Origin of the sequence: Proteus sp. G2675, from assembly GCF_963886535.1 — a bacterium.
GTDB classification, from domain to species: domain Bacteria; phylum Pseudomonadota; class Gammaproteobacteria; order Enterobacterales; family Enterobacteriaceae; genus Proteus; species Proteus mirabilis.
On the sequence record NZ_CAWPCB010000040.1, the window covers coordinates 117,184 to 137,830 of the forward strand.

21 protein-coding genes are annotated in these 20,647 nt (G+C 39.4%); 9 read left to right on the forward strand and 12 right to left on the reverse strand.

Features of this window, described 5'->3' with window-relative positions:
- Positions 1 to 70 precede the first annotated feature (70 nt).
- The 3 genes from AACQ49_RS15315 to AACQ49_RS15325 are packed head-to-tail and all read left to right on the forward strand — an operon-like array spanning position 71 to position 2,243.
- On the forward strand, positions 71 to 442 hold the full coding sequence (locus AACQ49_RS15315) for an ArsC family reductase (RefSeq protein WP_004248275.1): 372 nt from the start codon (positions 71 to 73) through the stop codon (positions 440 to 442).
- 5 nt (positions 443 to 447) lie between these two features.
- Positions 448 to 1,578 (forward strand): succinyl-diaminopimelate desuccinylase, encoded by a 1,131-nt coding sequence (gene dapE / locus AACQ49_RS15320; RefSeq protein ID WP_036918492.1) that lies wholly within the window; start codon positions 448 to 450, stop codon positions 1,576 to 1,578.
- A complete protein-coding gene (locus AACQ49_RS15325) occupies positions 1,575 to 2,243 on the forward strand; it encodes a M15 family metallopeptidase (protein WP_004243405.1) in 669 nt (222 codons plus the stop codon). The genes dapE and AACQ49_RS15325 overlap by 4 nt, the downstream gene beginning before the upstream one ends.
- Before the next feature lie 16 nt (positions 2,244 to 2,259).
- Here the strand turns inward: AACQ49_RS15325 and AACQ49_RS15330 are convergent, their stop codons facing one another.
- The gene (locus tag AACQ49_RS15330; RefSeq protein WP_004243406.1) at positions 2,260 to 2,634 is read right to left on the reverse strand and encodes a DUF454 family protein; all 375 of its coding nucleotides are present in this window, start codon (positions 2,632 to 2,634) and stop codon (positions 2,260 to 2,262) included.
- A gap of 97 nt (positions 2,635 to 2,731) precedes the next feature.
- Between AACQ49_RS15330 and AACQ49_RS15335 the strand changes: the two genes are divergently transcribed.
- Positions 2,732 to 2,929: a YpfN family protein gene (locus tag AACQ49_RS15335; protein ID WP_004243408.1), complete on the forward strand. Its 198-nt coding sequence runs from the start codon at positions 2,732 to 2,734 to the stop codon at positions 2,927 to 2,929.
- Here AACQ49_RS15335 and AACQ49_RS15340 read toward each other — a convergent pair.
- The 6 genes from AACQ49_RS15340 to dapA form a co-directional block, all read right to left on the reverse strand.
- Positions 2,871 to 4,922 (reverse strand): tRNA(Met) cytidine acetyltransferase TmcA, encoded by a 2,052-nt coding sequence (locus AACQ49_RS15340; protein WP_088206593.1) that lies wholly within the window; start codon positions 4,920 to 4,922, stop codon positions 2,871 to 2,873. The two genes, AACQ49_RS15335 and AACQ49_RS15340, sit on opposite strands and share 59 nt — an antisense overlap.
- Before the next feature lie 2 nt (positions 4,923 to 4,924).
- Positions 4,925 to 5,377, reverse strand: coding sequence for a DUF441 domain-containing protein (locus tag AACQ49_RS15345; RefSeq protein ID WP_004243411.1), 453 nt, complete (start codon positions 5,375 to 5,377; stop codon positions 4,925 to 4,927).
- Positions 5,378 to 5,439: 62 nt separating this feature from the next.
- A complete protein-coding gene (gene ypfJ, locus AACQ49_RS15350) occupies positions 5,440 to 6,324 on the reverse strand; it encodes a KPN_02809 family neutral zinc metallopeptidase (protein ID WP_088206594.1) in 885 nt (294 codons plus the stop codon).
- Between the two features lie 246 nt (positions 6,325 to 6,570).
- Positions 6,571 to 7,284: a phosphoribosylaminoimidazolesuccinocarboxamide synthase gene (gene purC, locus AACQ49_RS15355; protein WP_004243413.1), complete on the reverse strand. Its 714-nt coding sequence runs from the start codon at positions 7,282 to 7,284 to the stop codon at positions 6,571 to 6,573.
- Positions 7,285 to 7,507: 223 nt separating this feature from the next.
- Positions 7,508 to 8,554, reverse strand: a complete 1,047-nt coding sequence (gene bamC / locus AACQ49_RS15360; protein ID WP_004243414.1) for an outer membrane protein assembly factor BamC — start codon at positions 8,552 to 8,554, stop codon at positions 7,508 to 7,510.
- 16 nt (positions 8,555 to 8,570) lie between these two features.
- Positions 8,571 to 9,470 (reverse strand): 4-hydroxy-tetrahydrodipicolinate synthase, encoded by a 900-nt coding sequence (gene dapA, locus AACQ49_RS15365; protein ID WP_004243415.1) that lies wholly within the window; start codon positions 9,468 to 9,470, stop codon positions 8,571 to 8,573.
- 216 nt (positions 9,471 to 9,686) lie between these two features.
- Here dapA and AACQ49_RS15370 point away from each other — a divergent pair, with 216 nt between their 5' ends.
- Positions 9,687 to 10,244 carry a glycine cleavage system transcriptional repressor gene (locus AACQ49_RS15370; RefSeq protein WP_004248283.1) on the forward strand — a complete coding sequence of 186 codons (558 nt, stop codon included), beginning with the start codon at positions 9,687 to 9,689 and terminating at the stop codon, positions 10,242 to 10,244.
- 19 nt (positions 10,245 to 10,263) lie between these two features.
- Positions 10,264 to 10,734, forward strand: a complete 471-nt coding sequence (bcp, locus tag AACQ49_RS15375; RefSeq protein WP_004243417.1) for a thioredoxin-dependent thiol peroxidase — start codon at positions 10,264 to 10,266, stop codon at positions 10,732 to 10,734.
- A 110-nt stretch (positions 10,735 to 10,844) separates the two neighbouring features.
- Here bcp and AACQ49_RS15380 read toward each other — a convergent pair whose 3' ends face one another.
- Positions 10,845 to 11,933 (reverse strand): AI-2E family transporter, encoded by a 1,089-nt coding sequence (locus tag AACQ49_RS15380; protein ID WP_004243419.1) that lies wholly within the window; start codon positions 11,931 to 11,933, stop codon positions 10,845 to 10,847.
- Between the two features lie 154 nt (positions 11,934 to 12,087).
- Here AACQ49_RS15380 and AACQ49_RS15385 point away from each other — a divergent pair, with 154 nt between their 5' ends.
- The 3 genes from AACQ49_RS15385 to AACQ49_RS15395 all read left to right on the forward strand — a co-directional run bounded on the left by AACQ49_RS15385 (position 12,088) and on the right by AACQ49_RS15395 (position 16,023).
- Positions 12,088 to 13,560, forward strand: coding sequence for a beta-barrel assembly-enhancing protease (locus tag AACQ49_RS15385; protein ID WP_004243422.1), 1,473 nt, complete (start codon positions 12,088 to 12,090; stop codon positions 13,558 to 13,560).
- Positions 13,561 to 13,568: 8 nt separating this feature from the next.
- A complete protein-coding gene (arsC, locus tag AACQ49_RS15390; RefSeq protein WP_004243423.1) occupies positions 13,569 to 13,925 on the forward strand; it encodes an arsenate reductase (glutaredoxin) in 357 nt (118 codons plus the stop codon).
- An 847-nt stretch (positions 13,926 to 14,772) separates the two neighbouring features.
- On the forward strand, positions 14,773 to 16,023 hold the full coding sequence (locus tag AACQ49_RS15395) for an MFS transporter (protein ID WP_161779142.1): 1,251 nt from the start codon (positions 14,773 to 14,775) through the stop codon (positions 16,021 to 16,023).
- A gap of 109 nt (positions 16,024 to 16,132) precedes the next feature.
- Here the strand turns inward: AACQ49_RS15395 and hda are convergent, their stop codons facing one another.
- The 4 genes from hda to upp form a co-directional block, all read right to left on the reverse strand.
- The gene (gene hda, locus AACQ49_RS15400; protein WP_036896130.1) at positions 16,133 to 16,840 is read right to left on the reverse strand and encodes a DnaA inactivator Hda; all 708 of its coding nucleotides are present in this window, start codon (positions 16,838 to 16,840) and stop codon (positions 16,133 to 16,135) included.
- Positions 16,841 to 17,002: 162 nt separating this feature from the next.
- The gene (locus AACQ49_RS15405; RefSeq protein ID WP_004243426.1) at positions 17,003 to 18,208 is read right to left on the reverse strand and encodes a mechanosensitive ion channel family protein; all 1,206 of its coding nucleotides are present in this window, start codon (positions 18,206 to 18,208) and stop codon (positions 17,003 to 17,005) included.
- A 295-nt stretch (positions 18,209 to 18,503) separates the two neighbouring features.
- Positions 18,504 to 19,805 (reverse strand): uracil permease, encoded by a 1,302-nt coding sequence (gene uraA / locus AACQ49_RS15410; protein WP_004243429.1) that lies wholly within the window; start codon positions 19,803 to 19,805, stop codon positions 18,504 to 18,506.
- A 108-nt stretch (positions 19,806 to 19,913) separates the two neighbouring features.
- Positions 19,914 to 20,540, reverse strand: a complete 627-nt coding sequence (upp, locus tag AACQ49_RS15415) for a uracil phosphoribosyltransferase (protein WP_004248287.1) — start codon at positions 20,538 to 20,540, stop codon at positions 19,914 to 19,916.
- Positions 20,541 to 20,647: the final 107 nt, after the last annotated feature.

The window sequence follows — 20,647 nt, forward strand, 5'->3', positions numbered from 1 at the left end:
TACTTTGGATCTGTATAACACTTATACGTATTGATACCAATATTACGTATTGTCATATAAGGAAAATATCATGTCTACTACTAACCTGACATACACGATGTACGGCATAAAAAATTGCGATACAATCAAAAAAGCACGTAAATGGCTAGATGATAATCATATTCCTTATGTTTTTCATGATTACCGTAAAGACGGTTTGAAGGAAGCATTATTACTCACCTTTACAGAAAATTTAGATTGGCAGACATTGGTGAACAAAAGAGGAACAACTTGGCGTCAATTATCTGATGAAGAAAAAAATGCTATCACTGATGTGAATGCAGCCATTGCACTTATGCTTGATAAACCTGCCATTATTAAACGCCCAATTTTAGTCTCTTCTGATAATCGTTTTATGGTAGGTTTTAATGCTAATGATTACCTGACTTTTACAGGAGCCTAATTTTTATGTCCTGCCCTGTTATTGAACTTGCACAACAACTTATTTCTCGACCTTCCGTAAGCCCAGATGACCAAGGTTGTCAGCAACTGATCATCGAAAGATTAGCACCTTTGGGCTTTACCATTGAAAAAATGCCTTTTGGTCAGACCGAAAATCTTTGGGCATGTCGTGGTGGTGAGGGAGAAACCCTCGCATTTGCAGGACATACCGATGTTGTGCCTCCTGGCGCTAATGCATTATGGGATAATCCACCTTTTGAGCCGTCTATTCGTGATGGAATGTTATATGGTCGAGGTGCCGCCGATATGAAAGGCTCTCTCGCAGCCATGATTGTCGCGGCTGAACGATTTGTGCATGCTTATCCGCAACATCGTGGACGTCTTGCTTTTTTAATTACCTCCGATGAAGAAGCCGATGCTCATGATGGTACCGTTAAAGTGGTCGAGTCATTAATATCTCGAGGAGAGCGACTTGATTATTGCTTAGTGGGTGAACCATCAAGTCAGCATCAACTCGGCGATATGATAAAAAATGGCCGACGGGGTTCAATAACAGCAAATGTCACTATTTATGGTACGCAGGGCCACGTTGCTTACCCTCACCTTGCACAAAACCCTATTCATATGGCTTCACCTTTTATTCACGAGTTAGTGAATACAGTATGGGATAATGGCAATGAGTATTTTCCCGCCACTACCATGCAAATTGCCAATATTAATAGTGGAACTGGCAGTAATAATGTGATCCCAGGTGAGTTATTTATACAGTTTAACTTTCGTTTTAGCACCGCTATTACAGATGAAGAAATTCGTCAACGTACTGAAGCATTACTACAAAAATATCAGTTGCGTTATCACATTTCTTGGTCTTTATCTGGGCAACCTTTTATCACTGGTGAAGGAAAATTACTGGATGCGGTACGTTATTCAGTAAAACACTACACCAATATAGAGCCAACGCTTTCAACTAGCGGAGGCACCTCCGATGGACGATTTATCGCCCAAATGGGTGCACAAGTTGTTGAATTAGGGCCTATTAATGCCACCATTCATAAAGTAAATGAGTGTGTCAGTGCTGCTGATTTACAACAACTTAGTCGCATCTATCAGCGGATCATGGAGCAGATTATTTTATGATAACCCCTTTAATGTTAACGGGTCGTTCTACGGATCATTTAGTGACTTTATCAGAACGACATCATTTACAGTTTAATGCGACAAAAGCCTTTTTAGCGTTACAACAACAAGCGGCCAAAGCGGGATTTAAATTAATGCCTGCCAGTTCATTTAGAAGTTTTGAACGTCAGTTAGCGATATGGAATGGCAAATTTGAAGGCACTCGCCCTGTATTAGATGCTGAAAGTCAACCTATTGATATTCAGACATTATCAGAAGGCCAACGCTGCGAGGCGATTTTAAAATGGTCTGCATTACCCGGAGCAAGTCGCCATCATTGGGGAACCGAAATTGATTTTTACGATCCTTTCCGTTTACCTAATGGGCAATCATTGCAATTAGAACCTTGGGAGTATGAACAAGGGGGCTATTTTGCACAACTTAATAACTGGCTGACTGAAAATATGTCAGCTTACGATTTTTATCGCCCTTTTACCGATAAAGAGAGTTATATTGCCTATGAGCCTTGGCATATCAGTTATTTGCCTCTCTCTTATGAAGCTTCGCAGGCCTATACTATCGATATCCTTCGCGCTGTTTTAGAAGAAGAGCCGATTTTAGGTAAACAATGGCTATTAGATAACTTAGAAACGGTTTATCAACGCTATATTGTACTACCAGAATAATTAGATTTTATTTATCTTAGGAGACATCTTGTTTCTCTATTACAGGAAGTCTCCACATAAATATCAACAGACAGGCTAAAATTATCAGCAATAAAATTCTCACCCACCACATTGAGACCAACCATAGCGAGATAGCAAAAGTTACTAAAATGACTAAAATAGCTTTCGGCTTAGCCCCCTTAGGCATGGCGCGATAGGTTTGCCAATAACGCAAATAACCACCAAACCAAGAGCGATATAGCAACCAGTGATGAAAGCGTGTTGATGAGCGAGAAAAACACCATGCTGCTAATAACAAAAATGGTGTAGTGGGTAACACGGGTAAAACAACACCTAATGTGGCTAATCCAACAGATAACCACCCTGCTATAATCAATAATATCCGTTTCATGTTATGCTTTCCAAATTATGCTTGGTCGCTCTAAGGTAAAGAGTAAATAAAAAAGCTCCTCATTCTCAATAACAATTTTAAAACATAAGGCGGGTTTATGCACTGGATCACTGACTATTGGTGGGTTATTTTAATTCTTTTAGTTGGAATAATTATTAATGCCATAAAAGATATGAATAAAATAGATCCAAAACAGTTTCTAAAAAATAAACGGAAACTGCCTCCCCATCGCGATTTTAATGATAAATGGGATGATGAGGACGATTGGCCCAACAAAAATGACCAGAAGAAGTAGTCGTTAACCAATGTTGGTAAGCCTGTGCTAATTGCTCATCTTTTTCTGCCATCAGTTGTTGGCATTGCCGACGTAGTGTCGTGACAAGGGCTTTCTTGCCCGATAACGAAAATTGTTTTACACAGGCCTCTACAGATTGCTTATCAATAAAAAATGCCACTAATAACGGGTAGCGTGATCTATCACCTTGCAGAAAATAACCAACACTTTGATATACCGTTAATATAGAGCGATGGGCGAAAGCAAAACCTGCCATCATCAGCCAGTGATCTGCTTCACTGGCGCTAGGCAATGCAGTAGCAAGAGAGATACCTGTTTGCTGAGTGATATAATCACTTTGTAATGCGAGTGCTTGTTGTGCAACTTGTAATAATTGCTGCCCCTGAGCACTGATTGGGTAAATAGCCATAGCAGTATAACAGCCACTACTGGCTTCTTTATGAACGCCTAATCTCACCAGATAAAAACCACATTGTTGCCAAAAATTGGCTAATGCGTCGGTATAGCCAAAACTGACAGAAAGGTAATCAATATTCTGTTTCTGGCACTGCTTAGCAATATCCGCAACTAATTTTGCAGCGACTTTTTGACGTCGATATGCTGGCAATACCGCAATTCGGCTGATGCGTAATGAAGTTAAACACATTGCCTCAATGGATAAGCCGTAAGTGACTAACGATTGGGCAACAAGATTACCTCTTGGTCGACGTATACCTCGCCAAACATCTTGTGCTAAGGCTTTCGCTAGTCCCCCTTCTTCAATACACCACACCGCCCCAACAAGATGCCGATGAATAAATGCAGACCAATAGTGCTGCTTTTGTCCATCGAATAAACGTCGAAGATCTAAAGGCGTGGTTCGATAATGAGCACTGGTTAAAAGTTGATAAAAATTGGCTCGTTGTTCACTATCGAAATGCTGGCATGAGGTGATCACCACCTCGCCAGATTGGTTAGCATGATGAAAAGAAGGTTCATCAAGTAACAACAGTTGATTAAGCCAATTTTCGAGTGGATCGTCCTGCGCCCAGCGAATAGGTACGGTAAGTTGATAATTTTGTAACTTTGGAATGCTATCACCCAGTTTTAAAATAAAGCCGCGCCCTGTTCCTTCATAGCCTTGTACCGTGGTGGTCATTAACACTCGAGGGAAGTGCTGACAAAGAGCTATCAGTTGAGCAATGGGTATAGTCGCCGCTTCATCAATAATTAACCAATCTCGACACAAATGCTCTGTATCACAAAGGGCTAACAAATTATCCGGTGAGTAGAACTCGATGGTTTTATGTGTATGAGATAATAGCACTTCAATACTGTTTCTCGCAGGGGCACAAACCGTCACTGAGCCAGGCCATTGCTCTATCAACATTCCTGCTAACGCTGATTTTCCTCTGCCTCGTGGTGCCGTGATACTCCATACGCCGGATTTTGCCTGTAAAAGATGCGCTAATAACTGTCGCTGTTGTATGGTTGGCATCCCTTGAGGCAACGCCCACTGTTGGCCTGTATTTTTTATTTCAGGTAGAACAAGGGGCTGCGATGCTTGCCAAATAATGGCCTGTTTATCTGCTAGTGTAATTTTTGCTAACCAAGCCATAAAATGGGGAGTAGATATAACCCCTTGCGCATCATTCCAGCGCTGACTATCGTTATCAATATAATGTTGCCACTGAACAATATCGGGTAAACATAAGATAAGCCAACTTCCTGCTTTCAACGTTCCCGTTAGCATCGCTAGTGCATCAGCATTAAAAGCATGGTTAGCGTCAAATACAGCGTGAAGATATTCACGGCCTAATAGTTGATGAGCATGTTCTGGTTTTATCGCCTCAGACATCTCTGAAGAGAGTATTAGCCAATCGCCTTTACACTGCTGTTGGATAGCTCGAAGTTGTTCCCTTTGCCATGTATAGCTCCCCGCTAAAAGGAGTAATCGCCGCTGGCCTAGTCGAGCGAAGGCTTGTTGATAGCGCAATAAATCTAAAGATGGCACTACTATGACTTACCTATCAATAACGAAAGGATCCCCGCAGCAATCAGTGGACCTACTGGAACCCCTCTAAATAGAGCGACACCAATAACGGTTCCTACGAGTAAACCCGCTACCGTTGACGGTTGGTTATTCATAAGTGACACCCCTCGTGCCCCTAACCAAGAGACGATGATACCAATTGCAATCGCTAGTAATGATTTCCAATTTAAAAAAGAATTGAAAACTTCTTGTGCGGAAATGCGGCCTGTGGCAATCGGTGTCATAACACCTACGGTGAGGATCAAGATCCCAATGGTCATACCGTATTTTTCGACTAATGGAAAATATTGGTTTAACGGTGTGATTTTAATAACCAATAAAAAGATCATCGCTAAAGTGACAGTCATATTATGACTAATAATGCCAAGGCCTGCGAGTACCAGCAAAATTAGCAATGAGGGATCAACATTACTCATCTATTTTTATAATCCTTCTCTTTCTCTGAATCATTCTAATATCATTTAAGCGTGAGATGGTATTAGTTCAATGACGAAGAAGCAAATGTATCACAAGATTTAATATCGCCACTATTGTAGCCGCGCATAAACCATGTCTTACGTTGTTCTGCAGTGCCGTGAGCAAAGCTATCCGGTACAGCGTAACCCTGTTGTTGGCGTTGCAGCCTATCATCACCGATAGCTTGTGCGGTTTTAATGGCCGTCAGTAAGTCCGCTTCATCAACACGGCCTTCACCGGCAATAAAGCGCCCCCACATACCCGCAAAACAATCAGCTTGCAGTTCTAGTCTTACTGATAAGCGATTTGCTTCCACTTTTGAACGTGCCATTTGCTGTTTTTCACGCATTTGTGTGGTGATACCAAGTAGATGCTGAACATGATGTCCCACTTCATGAGAAATCACATAACCTTGAGCAAACTCTCCACCCCCACCAAGGCTGTTTTTCATTTCATTATAAAAAGAGAGATCGAGATAAATTTTTTGGTCTGCAGGACAATAAAAAGGCCCCATCATTTTAGTGCCGGTACCGCATTGCGTTGTGGTACTGTTGGTATATAGCACTAATTTAGGATCACGATATTGTTCGCCGGCTTTGGCAAACATCCCTTGCCAAAAATCTTCCGTACTGGCTAATACAACACTGCTAAAATCTGCCGCTTCATTATAAAGGGCGGATTGTTGTTGGCTATTTTGTGTTGGTTGTGATGTTTGCCCTGTAAGCGAATTAAAATCAAACCCCATAAAGCTTGCGATCACCAAAATAATAATGATCACAAAGCCATATTTTGTACGCAATAATAGTGCAATTAATCCTAATGGGAGATTACCACCACCGGATGCAGAAGAAGGCTGCCCTCTTCTATCTTCAACATTATTGCTTCTTCGGCGATCATTCCAACGCATAACCCTTCCCCATTATGTAATTCACTTAATTTTAATTGCTAGGTCATTTTGATGACAACTTATCTTAGATAATAACAAAAATTATCTCATCGCTATTGCCTATTTTTTAAGAGCAAAATAATAGCACCCATTAGTCACTTTCAATTCATCTTAGTTAATTTTTCTTTATAGAATATTAAAAAGGTCAGTTTTTAAGCTGACCTTTTTCTTTTATGGATAATATTGCTGACGTAATCGATTGCGCAGTTAGTCTAAAGAAACACCAATTCGACGTGCAACTTCTTCATAGGCTTCAATTAATCCACCTAAACTTTGACGGAAGCGATCTTTATCCATTTTATCTAAGGTGTTTTTATCCCATAAACGGCTACCATCTGGTGAGAATTCATCCCCCAGCACAACTTTACCGTTAAAGAGGCCAAACTCTAATTTAAAGTCAACGAGGATCAGACCGGCTTTATCAAATAGTTCACTGAGGACATCGTTTGCTTTATAACTAAGACGTTTCATTTCTGCGAGGTTTTCTTTTGATACCCAACCAAAAGTTTCACAGTAAGATTCATTAACCATCGGATCATGACGGGCATCGTCTTTTAAGAAGAGATCAAAAATAGGTGGGTTTAAGACAGTACCTTCTTCAATACCTAAACGTTTAACCAGTGATCCAGCCGCTCGGTTACGAATAACACATTCAACAGGCACCATATCGAGTTTTTTTACTAGCACTTCATTATCAGAGAGCAAACGTTCCATCTGCGTTGGGATACCCGCTTCTTCCAATTTGTTCATAATGAAATAATTGAACTTATTGTTCACCATTCCTTTACGATCAAACTGTTCAATACGTTGGCCATCTAACGCTGATGTATCGTTTCTGAATTCAAGAATAAGATAATCAGAAGACTCAGTGGTATAAACTGTTTTCGCTTTACCACGATACAACTCAGCTTTTTTTTGCATCTGACACACTCCAAAGATGTGATAGGTTTAACAAGAAACTTGCTTTCCATACTCTACTCTAGATTGGATAAAAAAGCTTTTAAAACGTGGTGGGGATCACTAAAAAATATCACTGTCGACTATTTTTTAGCGGCTCTAATCAATAAGAGAAATAAGTGAATTGAGTGATAAAAAGGCCGCACATTTCCTGTACGGCCTGATATTTAATAGATAAAAAGAGCTTTTATTTTATTGGCTTACTAAAGGCCGCTTTCATTGCAGCAACCATCTGATCATTTTCAGACTGTGTAAGAGGTTTACCTTTATCACTGATAAATTGCAAACTACTGCGGTTATTTAAGTCACCAACTTGTAGTTTGTAATCCCCTTCATTAATTGTTGGTTTATCAACCCCTAACGTGCTCCAACTTGCACTACTTAAGCCTTTATAAGTCACTTCAATTGAACCTTTCGAACGAGTACGATCGCCCATTTTCATACCCACGCTTTCTAGCGCGATAGGTAATCTATCCCACACAACATCAAATGGTGCTCGAACAATAATGACAGGCAGCCCAGCATTATCACTTCCCGTTTGTACGTCGATAATACCTTGCAAATTACTCGTTGCGCTATTTTCACTTAAGTTACGCATGCGGTTTAAACCGTCAACCACTTCATTTAATAGTAAGGTGTTATAACGCTTCACTTCCATTGGATCGGAAATCTCGTTTTCACCTTGGCGTAACCCAGTATTCGTAATCGTTAATATCACAACATTACCTGACTGGCTTATCGCTAAATTATGGCGACTTTGGAAAGGCACATTTTCATCAGCACGAGTCCAAGTGATCCAATCGGTAACAATCTGTTTTTGTCCTGCATCACTTTTAGCCAGTGCCACACCTTTATCCGCTAAAACAGCAGAAACTTGCTCGTATAAAGTGGTATTTTCGGGCGTGTTGGGTAATAACAGTCGGCTATTATCCGCATTATTCTCACTACGTGAGCCACTTAATAAGTTTAAAGCCTGTGTGGGTGGGCGAATATCTAATGCTAAACCCACAGGCTCACTCTTTTTAGGCGTAGGAATATCATATTCCCCATTTTGCAAAGGCAACACCATACCCGCTGGGACAACTAAATTTTTTAGCGCTGCTGACTCTAAATACGACTCGTCACCACTGACTTGACGTTTATAGCGCTGATCACTGGAACAGGCTGCCAATAAAACCACCAGCGACAGACCCGCGACTTTCATAATCTTTGATTTATGCAATAGTGTTGCCATTAAAATTCCCTAAGTTTTACAGTATTCCCGCTGTTAACAGCGCTTTCTCTACGATATCCTGACCCGCTGATGTTAATGGAGTCATCGGTAAGCGCAATGTGGCGTCTTCAATCAATCCAATACGTTGACACGCCCATTTAGCTGGGATTGGGTTAGGTTCAACAAATAACTGATGATGTAAGTCCATCAGGCGTCGATTAAGTTCACGTGCTTTTGCAAACTCACCCGCTTTTGCCAATCGACATAATTCTACCATTTCTAACGCAGCAACGTTAGCAGTAACCGAAATAACACCATGACCGCCAAGTTGCATAAAGTCTAATGAGGATGCGTCATCTCCACTTAATAAGATAAAACTATCATCATTAACTAACTGTTGGATTTGACTAACACGACTTAAGTTCCCTGTCGCCTCTTTAATTGCCACAATATTATCCAACTGAGCTAAACGTGCAACTGTTACTGGCAATAAATCACATCCTGTACGGCCGGGCACATTATACAAGATTTGGGGTAAAGCCGTGCTTTCAGAAATCGCTTTAAAATGTTGATAAAGCCCTTCTTGGGAAGGTTTATTATAGTATGGAGTAACCGTTAAGCACCCTGCAATACCTTTATTTTCAAACTGTTGTGTAAACCAAATAGCTTCAGAAGTTGCATTAGCCCCCGTGCCTGCAATCACAGGAATACGACCATCAGCCATATCCAGAGTCATTAATACGACATCAACATGCTCATCATGGCTTAATGTTGCCGATTCTCCCGTTGTTCCCACAGAGACAATAGCATCTGTACCTGCTTTAACATGATAATCGACCAACTTGCGTAAACTAACTCGGTCAACATTGCCTTTCGCATCCATAGGGGTGACTAATGCCACCATACTGCCTGTAAAATCAAAATTGTTACTTACCATAATTCATTGCTCCGAGATAGACTTATACACAATGGTACTCATTCATTGCTCTATTGAAAACTACTTAACTCTAGGTTTCTAATGAAATTTGCTAATATTCTTTGATTTGAATTAAAGAGAGATAATAATGAAAGATAGTGCGCTTCTGATCTTGGCAGAAATCAAATTTTGTGTTTACCTGTTAGGAATAAACTGAAAGTCAAAAGGAAGCCTATTTTGCCTATACCTGATAAACATTTTCTCGTACTCACTGCATTAGGGACTGACCGTCCTGGTATCGTTGATACCATTACGCAATTAGTTAGCCAATGCGGATGTAATATCGAAGACAGCCGGCTTGCGATGTTCGGTCAAGAATTTACGTTTATCATGCTACTTTCTGGTGGTTGGAATGCGATTGCCCAACTTGAAGCATTACTGCCGATAAAAAGTGCAGAACTTGATTTATTGACTGTGATGAAAAGAACCAAAATGGGTGCGCCAGTCTCTTACCCATCAACCATTACTGCAAAAGTAGATATAGAAGATGCCCCCGGCATTGTCGAACGTTTTACCAATTTATTTAGTCAACATCACTTTAATCTTGCAGAATTAGTTTCTAAAACTCATCCTTCTGAGGATGGTACTCCTGCTCGTTTAGAAATTCAGATCACGGCCCATAATCCGCTAGATGATCATGGTCTCGTTATTCATGAGAAATTCAATCAATTATGTACAGAGTTAAACGCTCAAGGCACAATAAGTATCGTAAATAGTCTGATGATGAAACAATAAAAGAATGGAGAATTAGGTAATGAACCCATTAAAAGCCGGTGATAAGGCACCTCAATTCAGTCTGCCTGATCAAGATGGAGAAATTATTAATCTGTCTGATTTTGCTGGCCAACGTGTGCTCGTTTATTTTTATCCAAAAGCGATGACACCAGGCTGTACAACGCAAGCTTGTGGCTTACGTGATGAGATGGATACACTAAAAAAAGCCAACGTCGAGGTATTGGGAATTAGTACTGATAAGTCAGAAAAACTTTCCCGTTTTGCCGAAAAAGAGATGTTAAACTTCACCTTACTTTCTGATGAAGATCATAAAGTTGCAGAGCAATTTGGCATTTGGGGTGAAAAACAATTTATGGGGAAAACTTACGATGGCATTCATCGTACGACGTTCCTAATTGATAAAAACGGTGTGATTGAACATGTGTTTGATAATTTTAAAACCAGCAATCACCACCAAGTGGTTATCGATTATTTAGCTGCACACCCATAGTTTATGATCACAGCTTAGTGCTGATAAATAAAACAGACAGCCATTAACTATCGCTGTCTGTTTTTTTATTATCAATAAGTTGATGATAAATCGCGTCTATGATTACTTTATTACTTTTTCTTTTCTAATGTTTCTAAAGGTGGCTCATTGGCAATTTCATCAGGCAGCGCATGTAATACTGCTTTGATTAACGTCGCTAAAGGAATGGCGAAAAACACCCCCCAAAAACCCCACATACCACCAAATATAATCACAGATAAGATAATGACTAAGGGGTGCATATTGACAGCTTCAGAGAACAATATCGGTACTAATAAGTTGCTATCTAAACCTTGAACCACTAAGTAAGCGATAAATAGCGCCCAAAAATCAGAGCCTAATCCCCATTGAGAAAGCGCAATTACAATGACTGGAATAGTCGCGAGTACCGCCCCCACATAAGGCACTAAAACCGAAACGCCAACTAAAACCGCTAATAAGACTGAATAACGCAAATCAAAAAAAGCAAAGACAAAATAGGTAAATACACCAACAATCACCATTTCGGTGACCTTACCACGAATATAGTTGGTGATTTGCTGATTAACCTCAATCCACACTTGTGCTGCAAGAATTCTATTTTTGGGTAATACCCGACGGACAGCATTGAGCATTTGTTGCTTATCTTTTAATAAAAAGAACGTCATTAATGGCACAAGGATCAGATAAATAGAGAGCGTGATAACGCCGATTAAAGAGGCTAAAGAGACTTTTAACACTGACTCTGCCACCGTTGAAAATTTACTGCGCAAGTTTTCCGCCATCATATCCACAATGCCAACATCCATTAATGCGGGGAATCGCTCAGGTAATTCTCGAGCAAATGCATTGAATTTATTGATCATATTAGGGATATCTGAAATTAGCGTCATGGCTTGTTGCCATACCGTTGGCGCTAAAATCAAAATAACAATGGCACTAATACCTATAAATAGTGTCAGAACGATTGATACGGCCCAAATTCGTGCACATCCTAGCTTCTCAAGTAAGTGTGTTGGCCATTCCAGCAAATAAGCTAATACAATGGCGACTAATAATGGTGCAAGTATGCCACTGAAAAAGTAGATAATTGAAAAACCGGCAATTAAGATCACCACCAGCGCGATAACTTGGGGATCAGCAAATCGACGTTTATACCATTGAACAAGCAAGTCCAGCATGAAAATAGAGGTCCTTTATAATAATAAGTCAAATATATCTATATGTATTGATTTACATAATCAATAATCTTTTGACGGATTTTACGTTAGCTTTTGCTATGATACATCATTAATTATAAATTTTTCGTTAAGATAGCTATCAGGATGTTGTTGTATGAAACTCAGACTTAAAAAACCACTGGTCGCGCTTCTTGTTTCTACTTTGCTATCAACATCAGTGTTGCCTGCTCACGCTGCGATTGATATTGAAGATACCCTGCCCGATATGGGAACGACAGCAGGCTCAACATTGAGTATCAATCAAGAAATCGCTATGGGTGATTACTATACTCGCCAATTAAGAAATAGTGCACCATTAGTTTTTGACCCTCTACTTTCTAATTACATCAATAATTTAGGTCAAAGATTAGTCTCTAATGCCAGTTCGGTAAAAACCCCCTTTCACTTTTATTTAGTGAATAACCCCAATATTAATGCCTTTGCTTATTTTGGTGGCAATATCGTATTGCACTCAGCACTATTTAGATACAGTCGCAATGAAAGTGAATTAGCTTCTGTTATCGCCCACGAAATTTCTCACGTTACCCAGCGTCATCTTGCAAGAATGTTAGAAGATCAGTCTAAAACCACGCCACTGGCTATGGCTGGAATATTAGGCTCTATTTTAATATTTATGGCTAACCCCAATGCCGGTTTAGCCACCTTTACGGGAAGTATGGCTGGGATGCAACAAAACATGATCACCTTCACGCAAATGAACGAACAAGAAGCTGATCGGATAGGAATACAAACTCTTTATCGTGCAGGATTTGATCCACAAGGTATGCCTAATTTTATGCAGATCTTAGCAGACCAAGTGCGCTATAGTTCTAAGCCGCCTGAAATGCTATTAACGCACCCCTTACCTGACAGCCGTTTATCTGATGCACGTAGCCGTGCAGCGCAATATGCTCCGCGCAAAGTGCCACAATCGGCTAATTTTCTCTATGCTAAAATGCGGGTATTAACTATGCTTGAGAAAAACCCCACATCAAGTAACGCCTTGCAAACCACACTGGATCAGTTTAGGCAAGGAACGGAATTAGAAAAATCAGCCGCCAATTATGCACAAGCCTTACTCTATTCTCGTGATCGTAAATTTAATGACGCGAGAAAAATACTCGCCCCTATGCTGGCAAAAGAGCCAAATAATATCTGGCTTATTGATGCCATTACCGATATTGACGTAGAGCAAAACCGTGCTGCAGAAGCGATAACACGTTTACAACAAGCGCTTAAGCAATCACCTAATAACAAAGTACTGACGGTTAATTTAGCTAATGCTTATATGCAAAATAAGCAATATAACGAAGCTAATCGATTATTATATCGCTATACCTTTGACAACCCTGACGATCCTATTGGTTGGCAGTTGGTGGCGGAAAATGCGGCAAAACAAGGTAATCGAGCCCAAGAGCTTGCAGCTTACGCTGAAGATTTGGCATTACGAGGAGATTTTGAAACTGCCATTCGTTATCTTGGTGATGCGAGTCGTCAAGTAAAATTAGGCAGTAATGAGCAAGCTCGTTTTGATGCACGTATTGATCAATTGCGTAAACTTCAACATAAAGACAGTCAATTTAAATAAGGGATAATATGACCAACAAAGTAACGATTTATCATAATCCGCGCTGTTCTAAAAGCCGTGAAACCTTACATTTATTAGAAGAGATGCATATCACCCCTGACGTTATTCATTATTTAGATACGCCGCCTTCTGTCGATGAGTTAAAAGCATTACTCAAAGCGCTAGATTTTGACGATGCAAGAAAATTAATGCGCACCAAAGAAGAAATTTATAAAACCCTAAAGCTTGCTGATGAGAGCTCACAAGAAGCATTAATTCAGGCCATGCATAATCACCCTAAATTAATTGAACGTCCTATTGTGGTCGTTGGCAATAAAGCGCGTTTAGGTCGTCCACCTGAGCAAGTTACCGCCCTTTTTAAGTAGGCTAAATTGGCAATTGCCGACATTGACGGTATGGCGCATCACTAAAACGTAATCTGAGTGATTTCAGAGCATTGAGACGGGAAACCTTACGGCTGTTTTCAAAGATCGGTGATGCGCCCTAATAACTCATTATCTGCAGTGCGCTCAAAATGACAGAAAACCAACACGTTATACCTATTAACTTACTTCACTCCTCTTCATATCAATAACACAATTCTCTACTGCTTTATTACCACATCACAACGGTGTTACCGCCATCTGTATATTCTAAAGGTTACTAATGTTAATTTTATGTTACAAGCACTAAGAAAACACGATAGTTATTTCCATTAGTAGAATAAGGTAGTTTATTGCTTGCTTTCAAAATATTTCATCTTAATTTCATTTTTTTTATAGTGAATATTTTACCAAGATCAAAAATATCTATCACGATCACATTATCCTGTTACAAATAACAGCCAACAGAAAAAATTTATGAAACGTTTCATTTGTATTGTGACAAAAGTCTCTTTACACGAGTGAATTCCTACTTATTATGGTCTTCAGAAAATATGATGGCAGATTTGATTTGCGATACACTTCGAACCATTTTTATTTTCGTTATCATCCAATTCAGAAATTAATATTAGAGATACAATTTAAACAATACTGCAACATAGCAAAATACGTTAATTCGCCACTTCTTTTACACATGCCTACTCGCTATCCCACTAGAGATAGTGCGTTATGTTTTTTTTAAAAGTGTATAGATATCGGCAAACTAACTGAAAATATAGCCAACATATGGGCGACTAAAACTAATCAATCATCAAAATACCAGATGATTGCCAGGCTAATAGGAAATTTAATGAACATCGTACATAGACTCAAACTTGTTTCATTCCTCCAATTTTTTATTTGGGGCTCTTGGCTTGTTACGTTTGCTTCATATCTATTTGATAAATTACATTTTAAAGGTACTGACGTTGGGCTAATTTTTAGTGCTTTAGGATTAGCATCACTGATCGCACCAGTGATCATGGGATTTATTGCGGACAAGATAAATAACCGTAAGCTGGTCTTTATTACCCTGCATATTTTATCCGCGTTTGCTTTAGTGCTGATGTCCCAAATGACCACAGTGACTACCCTCTTCTTTGCGACACTTCTGCATTTATTGTTCTTTATGCCAAGCATTTCTATGGCAAACAGTATTATTTTTGAGTTACTAGAGCAAAAACACCTAGAGCCAAATGACTATTTCCCAAAAATCCGTGTTTATGGCACCGTGGGTTTTATTGCTGCAATGTGGGTTATTAGCTTCTTAGGTTTCGGTAATAGCTACGATCAACTGTTTGTTGCTGCAATAGCCTCTATTATCTTAGCGGTATTTGCGATGTTTTTACCGGCGACAAAAGCGACAGATAAAACAGAAGCAAAAGAAGAAGTGGCCGCTTTTAGCTTATCGAATACCTTACAAGTGTTTAAAAAGAAAAATGTGGTTATTTTCCTTTTCTTTGCCACATTGTTAGGTTCAGTATTGCAAATTACCAATACATTTGGGGTTCCATTCTTACAAGATATGGCCAAAACACCTAATGCTGATGACTCTTTCTTGGCTCATTATCCTTCTGTTTTCTTATCCATTTCTCAAATTTCTGAAGTGGTCTTTATTCTATTTTTACCCCTGTTATTAAAACGAGTGAGAATAGAAACTATCGTATTATTTAGTATGATTGCATGGATCTTACGTTTTGGTTTCTTCGCTTACGGTGACTATTCATCATTAGGCCAAATCGTTCTGTTGTTATCCATGATTGTCTATGGTTGTGCCTTCGATTTCTTTAATATCTCCGGCTCGCTATTCCTAGAAAAAGAGATCCCATTACAATATCGCTCTACCGCACAAGGTATGTTTATGACCTTAGTGAATGGTTTTGGTACTTATTTAGGTGCGATGCTAAGTGGCTGGGTTATTGATTTGTATACCACAGATGGTGTTATTGATTGGCAGTCATTCTGGTTGATCTTTACGGGTTACACTGTGGCTATCACCGCACTTTATCTGATTTACTTAGTGGTTCCGCAGAAGAAAACAAAAGTTGTAGAAGCACATTAATTATTTCCCCCATTCTTTATTTGTTGCACTCACCGCTTATCTTTCGAGATAAGCGGTTTTTTATTACTGGTTATCTATTGCATAATGCGTTGTTTTAAATAGCTTGCGATTAAAGCTTAAGAATATCTTTTACGAAAGGAATGGTCAGCTTACGTTGAGCCACAATAGAGGCGTGATCGAGTTCATCTAGCATTTCAAATAATGTGCGCATTTTTCTATCTAAGCGCTTTAATACAAAACGACCCACATCTTCGGGTAATTCAAATCCACGTAGTTTCGCTCTTAATTGTAGTGCTTGAATTTTTTCTTCATCGCTTAGCGGTTGTAAGCGATAAATTTGCCCCCAATCTAGGCGAGAAGCGAGATCAGGAAGTTGTAAATCAATTTGACGGGGAGGTCTATCCCCTGTGATTAATAGACAGGTGCGACCAAGTTCTAATACGCGATTATACAGATTAAACAGAGCAAGTTCCCACTCTTCATCACCCGCAATACATTGAACGTTATCGATACAAACTAATGAAAGATGCTCCATACCTTCAAGCACATCTGGTACGAAATAAGCCCGTTTATCAAGAGGAACATAACCAACTGCATCTCCGGCTAAAGAAAGCTCTGCACAAGCTGCATGCAACAAGTGGCTTTTTCCGCCCCCATCACGAGACCAGAAATAGATATAACTGCCATGTGATTGGTGAATAGCAGTTTGGATCGCTGCAACGAGTGATGCATTTTCCCCTGCGTAAAAGCTATCGAATGTCTCATCATCGGGCAGAGATAGTGGTAATGATAGCTGTGATGGCGTATTCAGAAGCACCTCACCTGAATAGTTTAATAAACGTCGTGATTCTAACACAAATTCTATCAATGACAGAATCAATATTAAAAAAGCAAGACGAGCTGCTTAAGATGACAGCAATAAATAGCGAAACTGTTTATTTTGACATCAATATAAGATCAGTTTAGCCATTCTATTTCACTATTTAAACGTTATCTTAGAGAGATCGTGACCTGAGGGTTGCTGGTAAATATCTAATTTAAAATACTTAGCACAAGCATTTATATACTCAAAAATTTCTGATTGCGTCTCTTCATATTCCACCCATGTGGTAGCACGAGTGAAACAATATAATTCAACGGGTAATCCCATTGGTGTGGGGGGCATTGTTCTTATCACCAAATACATATCCGGCCTCACATCACCACGCATTTTGATCCAATTTAACATATACTTTCTAAAAAGTTGTAGATTGGTCACCCCGTTGGTTTCTAACCAAGTATTAATATCGCCTATCTCTTCTTCTTTACCTTCTAACATCGCTTCAATGCTTTTTTTAAGTGGCGCAGTATTTTTTAGCTCCTGCACTAACTGTTCTGTAGCAAATGAAATAGAGGATTGATCAATATAGAAACTACGCTTGATACGACGGCCTCCTGAAGAGAACATCGGTTGCCAGTTAGTGTATTTTTCGGTTAAAAAGTCCTTTGTGGGTATACGAGAAATCGTGTTATCCCAATTACGTACTGTAATTGTGTGCAGTGCGATATCAATCACTTCACCACTAATATTACTGCTGGGTAATTCAATCCAATCATATAGTTTTAACACTTTACCATTTGAGATCAGAATATTAGCGACGAATGAGATAAGGGTATGTTGGAAAACAAACATCAATACCGCAGCGATCGCACCAAAGCTGGAAATAATAATCAGTGGGGATTGTTCAGTAAATAGCGCGATAATAAGAATAAAGGCGATGATCCACACCACTATCTTAGCAATTTCAATATAACCTTTAATCGAATTGTTACGGTGCCACGATTTTTTAGCATGCCTGATATTAAAAATATCTAACGCGTTATTAAGAAGAGAAGCAATATTGATGACGATAAAAGCACGACAAACCGTTTCAAAGATAATATTCATCTGTGCTGAAAACGAAGGCAATAACTGGTTTATATAGAGAACCAGAGTGACTGCAACAATAGAGGCACTTTTTTTCGCAATATCTTCTATCGTCTCTTCATCTGAGAGTTCGGTGAATAAAAACAATAGACGCTTGGCTATACGACGAAAGATCATCTTTGCCAGAAACCACACCACCAGCAACGTGATCACTAAAAACAGCGTGGTGAAAATCTGCTTAGATACGATAAAGTCGTATATATCAACAAGTTTTTCCATAACTAGCGTCGTCACCCTTTTAAAAGCTTTGTTACAACCTTAAAATAATTTTTAGCTCAATAATAGCTAAAAAGTATCGCTATCACTAAACCACTAACAATCTCATTGTCTCATTTATTTGCGTTAAATAAATATTATTATTAAGTTTATTTTCTTTTTCTAAGTTTTAAACGCTTTTTATAACAAAAGAGTTCTTGTTTATCTTATAAGAATAAAAAATAACCAATAAAAAAAGCAGTCTATGACTGCTTTTTAGTTCAATGACGAAATATTAGCGAAAAAAGCTCATCAATGATTACTTGGTGTTTGTATGTTCGTTAATTGACTCCAGAGTATCATCCACTAACTCAGTTTCTGGACGAATAATACTCACCAACTTAAATACTAAACTTAAAACAATACCGACTATCGTTGCTAAAGCCATGCCTTTTAGTTCAGCTGCGCCAATTTGAATTGATGCACCACTTACACCGACAATTAAAATGATCGCTGTTAATATCAAGTTTTGTGGTTTGTTATAATCAACTTTCGAATCTAATAATACGCGAATACCGGACGCCCCTATTACACCATACAGTAATAAAGAGACACCGCCCATTACCGGTACGGGAACCGCTGCAATCGCGGCTGCCAATTTACCAACACAAGAAAGTAAGATGGCGATAATTGCTGCACCACCAATGACCCAAGTGCTATACACTTTAGTAATAGCCATAACACCGATATTTTCACCGTAAGTCGTGTTAGGTGTAGAGCCAAAAAATCCGGAGATAATGGTTGAAAAACCATTTGCAAACATAGAGCGATGTAAGCCTGGGTTTTTCATGAGATCACGTTGAACAATATTCGCGGTTACCACAAGGTGCCCTACGTGTTCGGCAATAACCACTAATGCCGCCGGCAAGATAATAAAAATAGCACTCCACTCAAAACGCGGCGAATAAAAGGTAGGCAGAGCAAACCAATTGGCTTCTTTAATCGGTGTCACATCAACAACGCCCATAAAGAAAGAGAGTGCGTAACCGGCTAACACGCCAATAAGAATAGGAATAATAGCCAAAAATCCCCTAAACATCACTGAGCCTAAAATAGTCACACCCAGTGTCACCATAGAGATTATCAATGTTTGACTATCAACGGGATTATCTGCGCTAGGTAATAATCCAGCCATATTAGCGGCGGTTCCGGCCAACTCAAGACCTATTACGGCAACGATTGCGCCCATTGCCGCAGGAGGAAACATCACATTAATCCATCCTCGTCCGGCGATTTTCACAATGCCAGCAACAAGGCAAAATAGCACCCCACAGACAATAAACCCGCCCAATGCTAATTCATAGCCTAAAGGAAGTAGCAATAACACCGGAGAGATAAAGGCGAAACTTGAACCTAAATAAGCAGGAATACGACCTTTACAGATAAAGAGATAAAGCAGAGTACCGATACCGTTAAACAATAATATGGTGGCCGGATTAACCTTAAACAAAATCGGCACAAGTACAGTAGCACCAAACATGGCAAACAGATGTTGAAAACTCAATGGGATTGTTTGTAATAATGGTGGGCGCTCTTCTACCCCGATTGCACGACGAGTCATGCTTACGACCTCTCTTTAAAATAGATATAAATGGAATTTAAATTTCAGCGATAAAACAAACCAATAAGTGATCCAAAAAAAAGCCGACTATCAAAGTCGGCTTAATCATTATTTTGTACCAAATATCTTATCACCCGCATCACCAAGGCCTGGGACAATGTACCCATGCTCATTAAGATGCTTATCAATCGATGCAGTATATAACTCAACATCAGGATGAGCTTCTTCTAATGCTTTGATCCCCTCAGGCGCAGCCACTAACACTAAAACTTTAATTGAAGTACAGCCTGAATTTTTTAATAAATCAATTGTGGCAATCATAGAGCCACCAGTTGCTAACATTGGGTCAACAACAAGTGCCATACGTTCTTCAATATGAGAGGCTAGTTTCTGGAAGTAAGGGACGGGCTTTAAGGTTTCTTCATCGCGGTAAACACCAACTACACTGATCCGGGCGCTAGGAATATTTTCTAATACTCCATCCATCATCCCAAGACCGGCACGGAGGATAGGTACAACAGTAATTTTTTTTCCTTTAATCTGTTCTATCTCAACCGGGCCACACCAACCTTCAATTGTTACCGTCTCTGTTTCTAAATCGGCGGTAGCTTCATACGTCAGTAGACTGGAAACTTCTGAAGCTAATTCACGAAAGCGTTTAGTGCTTATATCATGATCTCGCATCAGCCCCAATTTATGTTGAATGAGTGGGTGTTTTACCTCAACGATCTTCATAATTTCTCCTAATGTACGACGCAGCCAGACAAAAAAATCGCGAGATTATACCGCTTTTTTAGTGACTTTCCATCGTTTTTCTATTGATATTGATCAATCGCACAGCT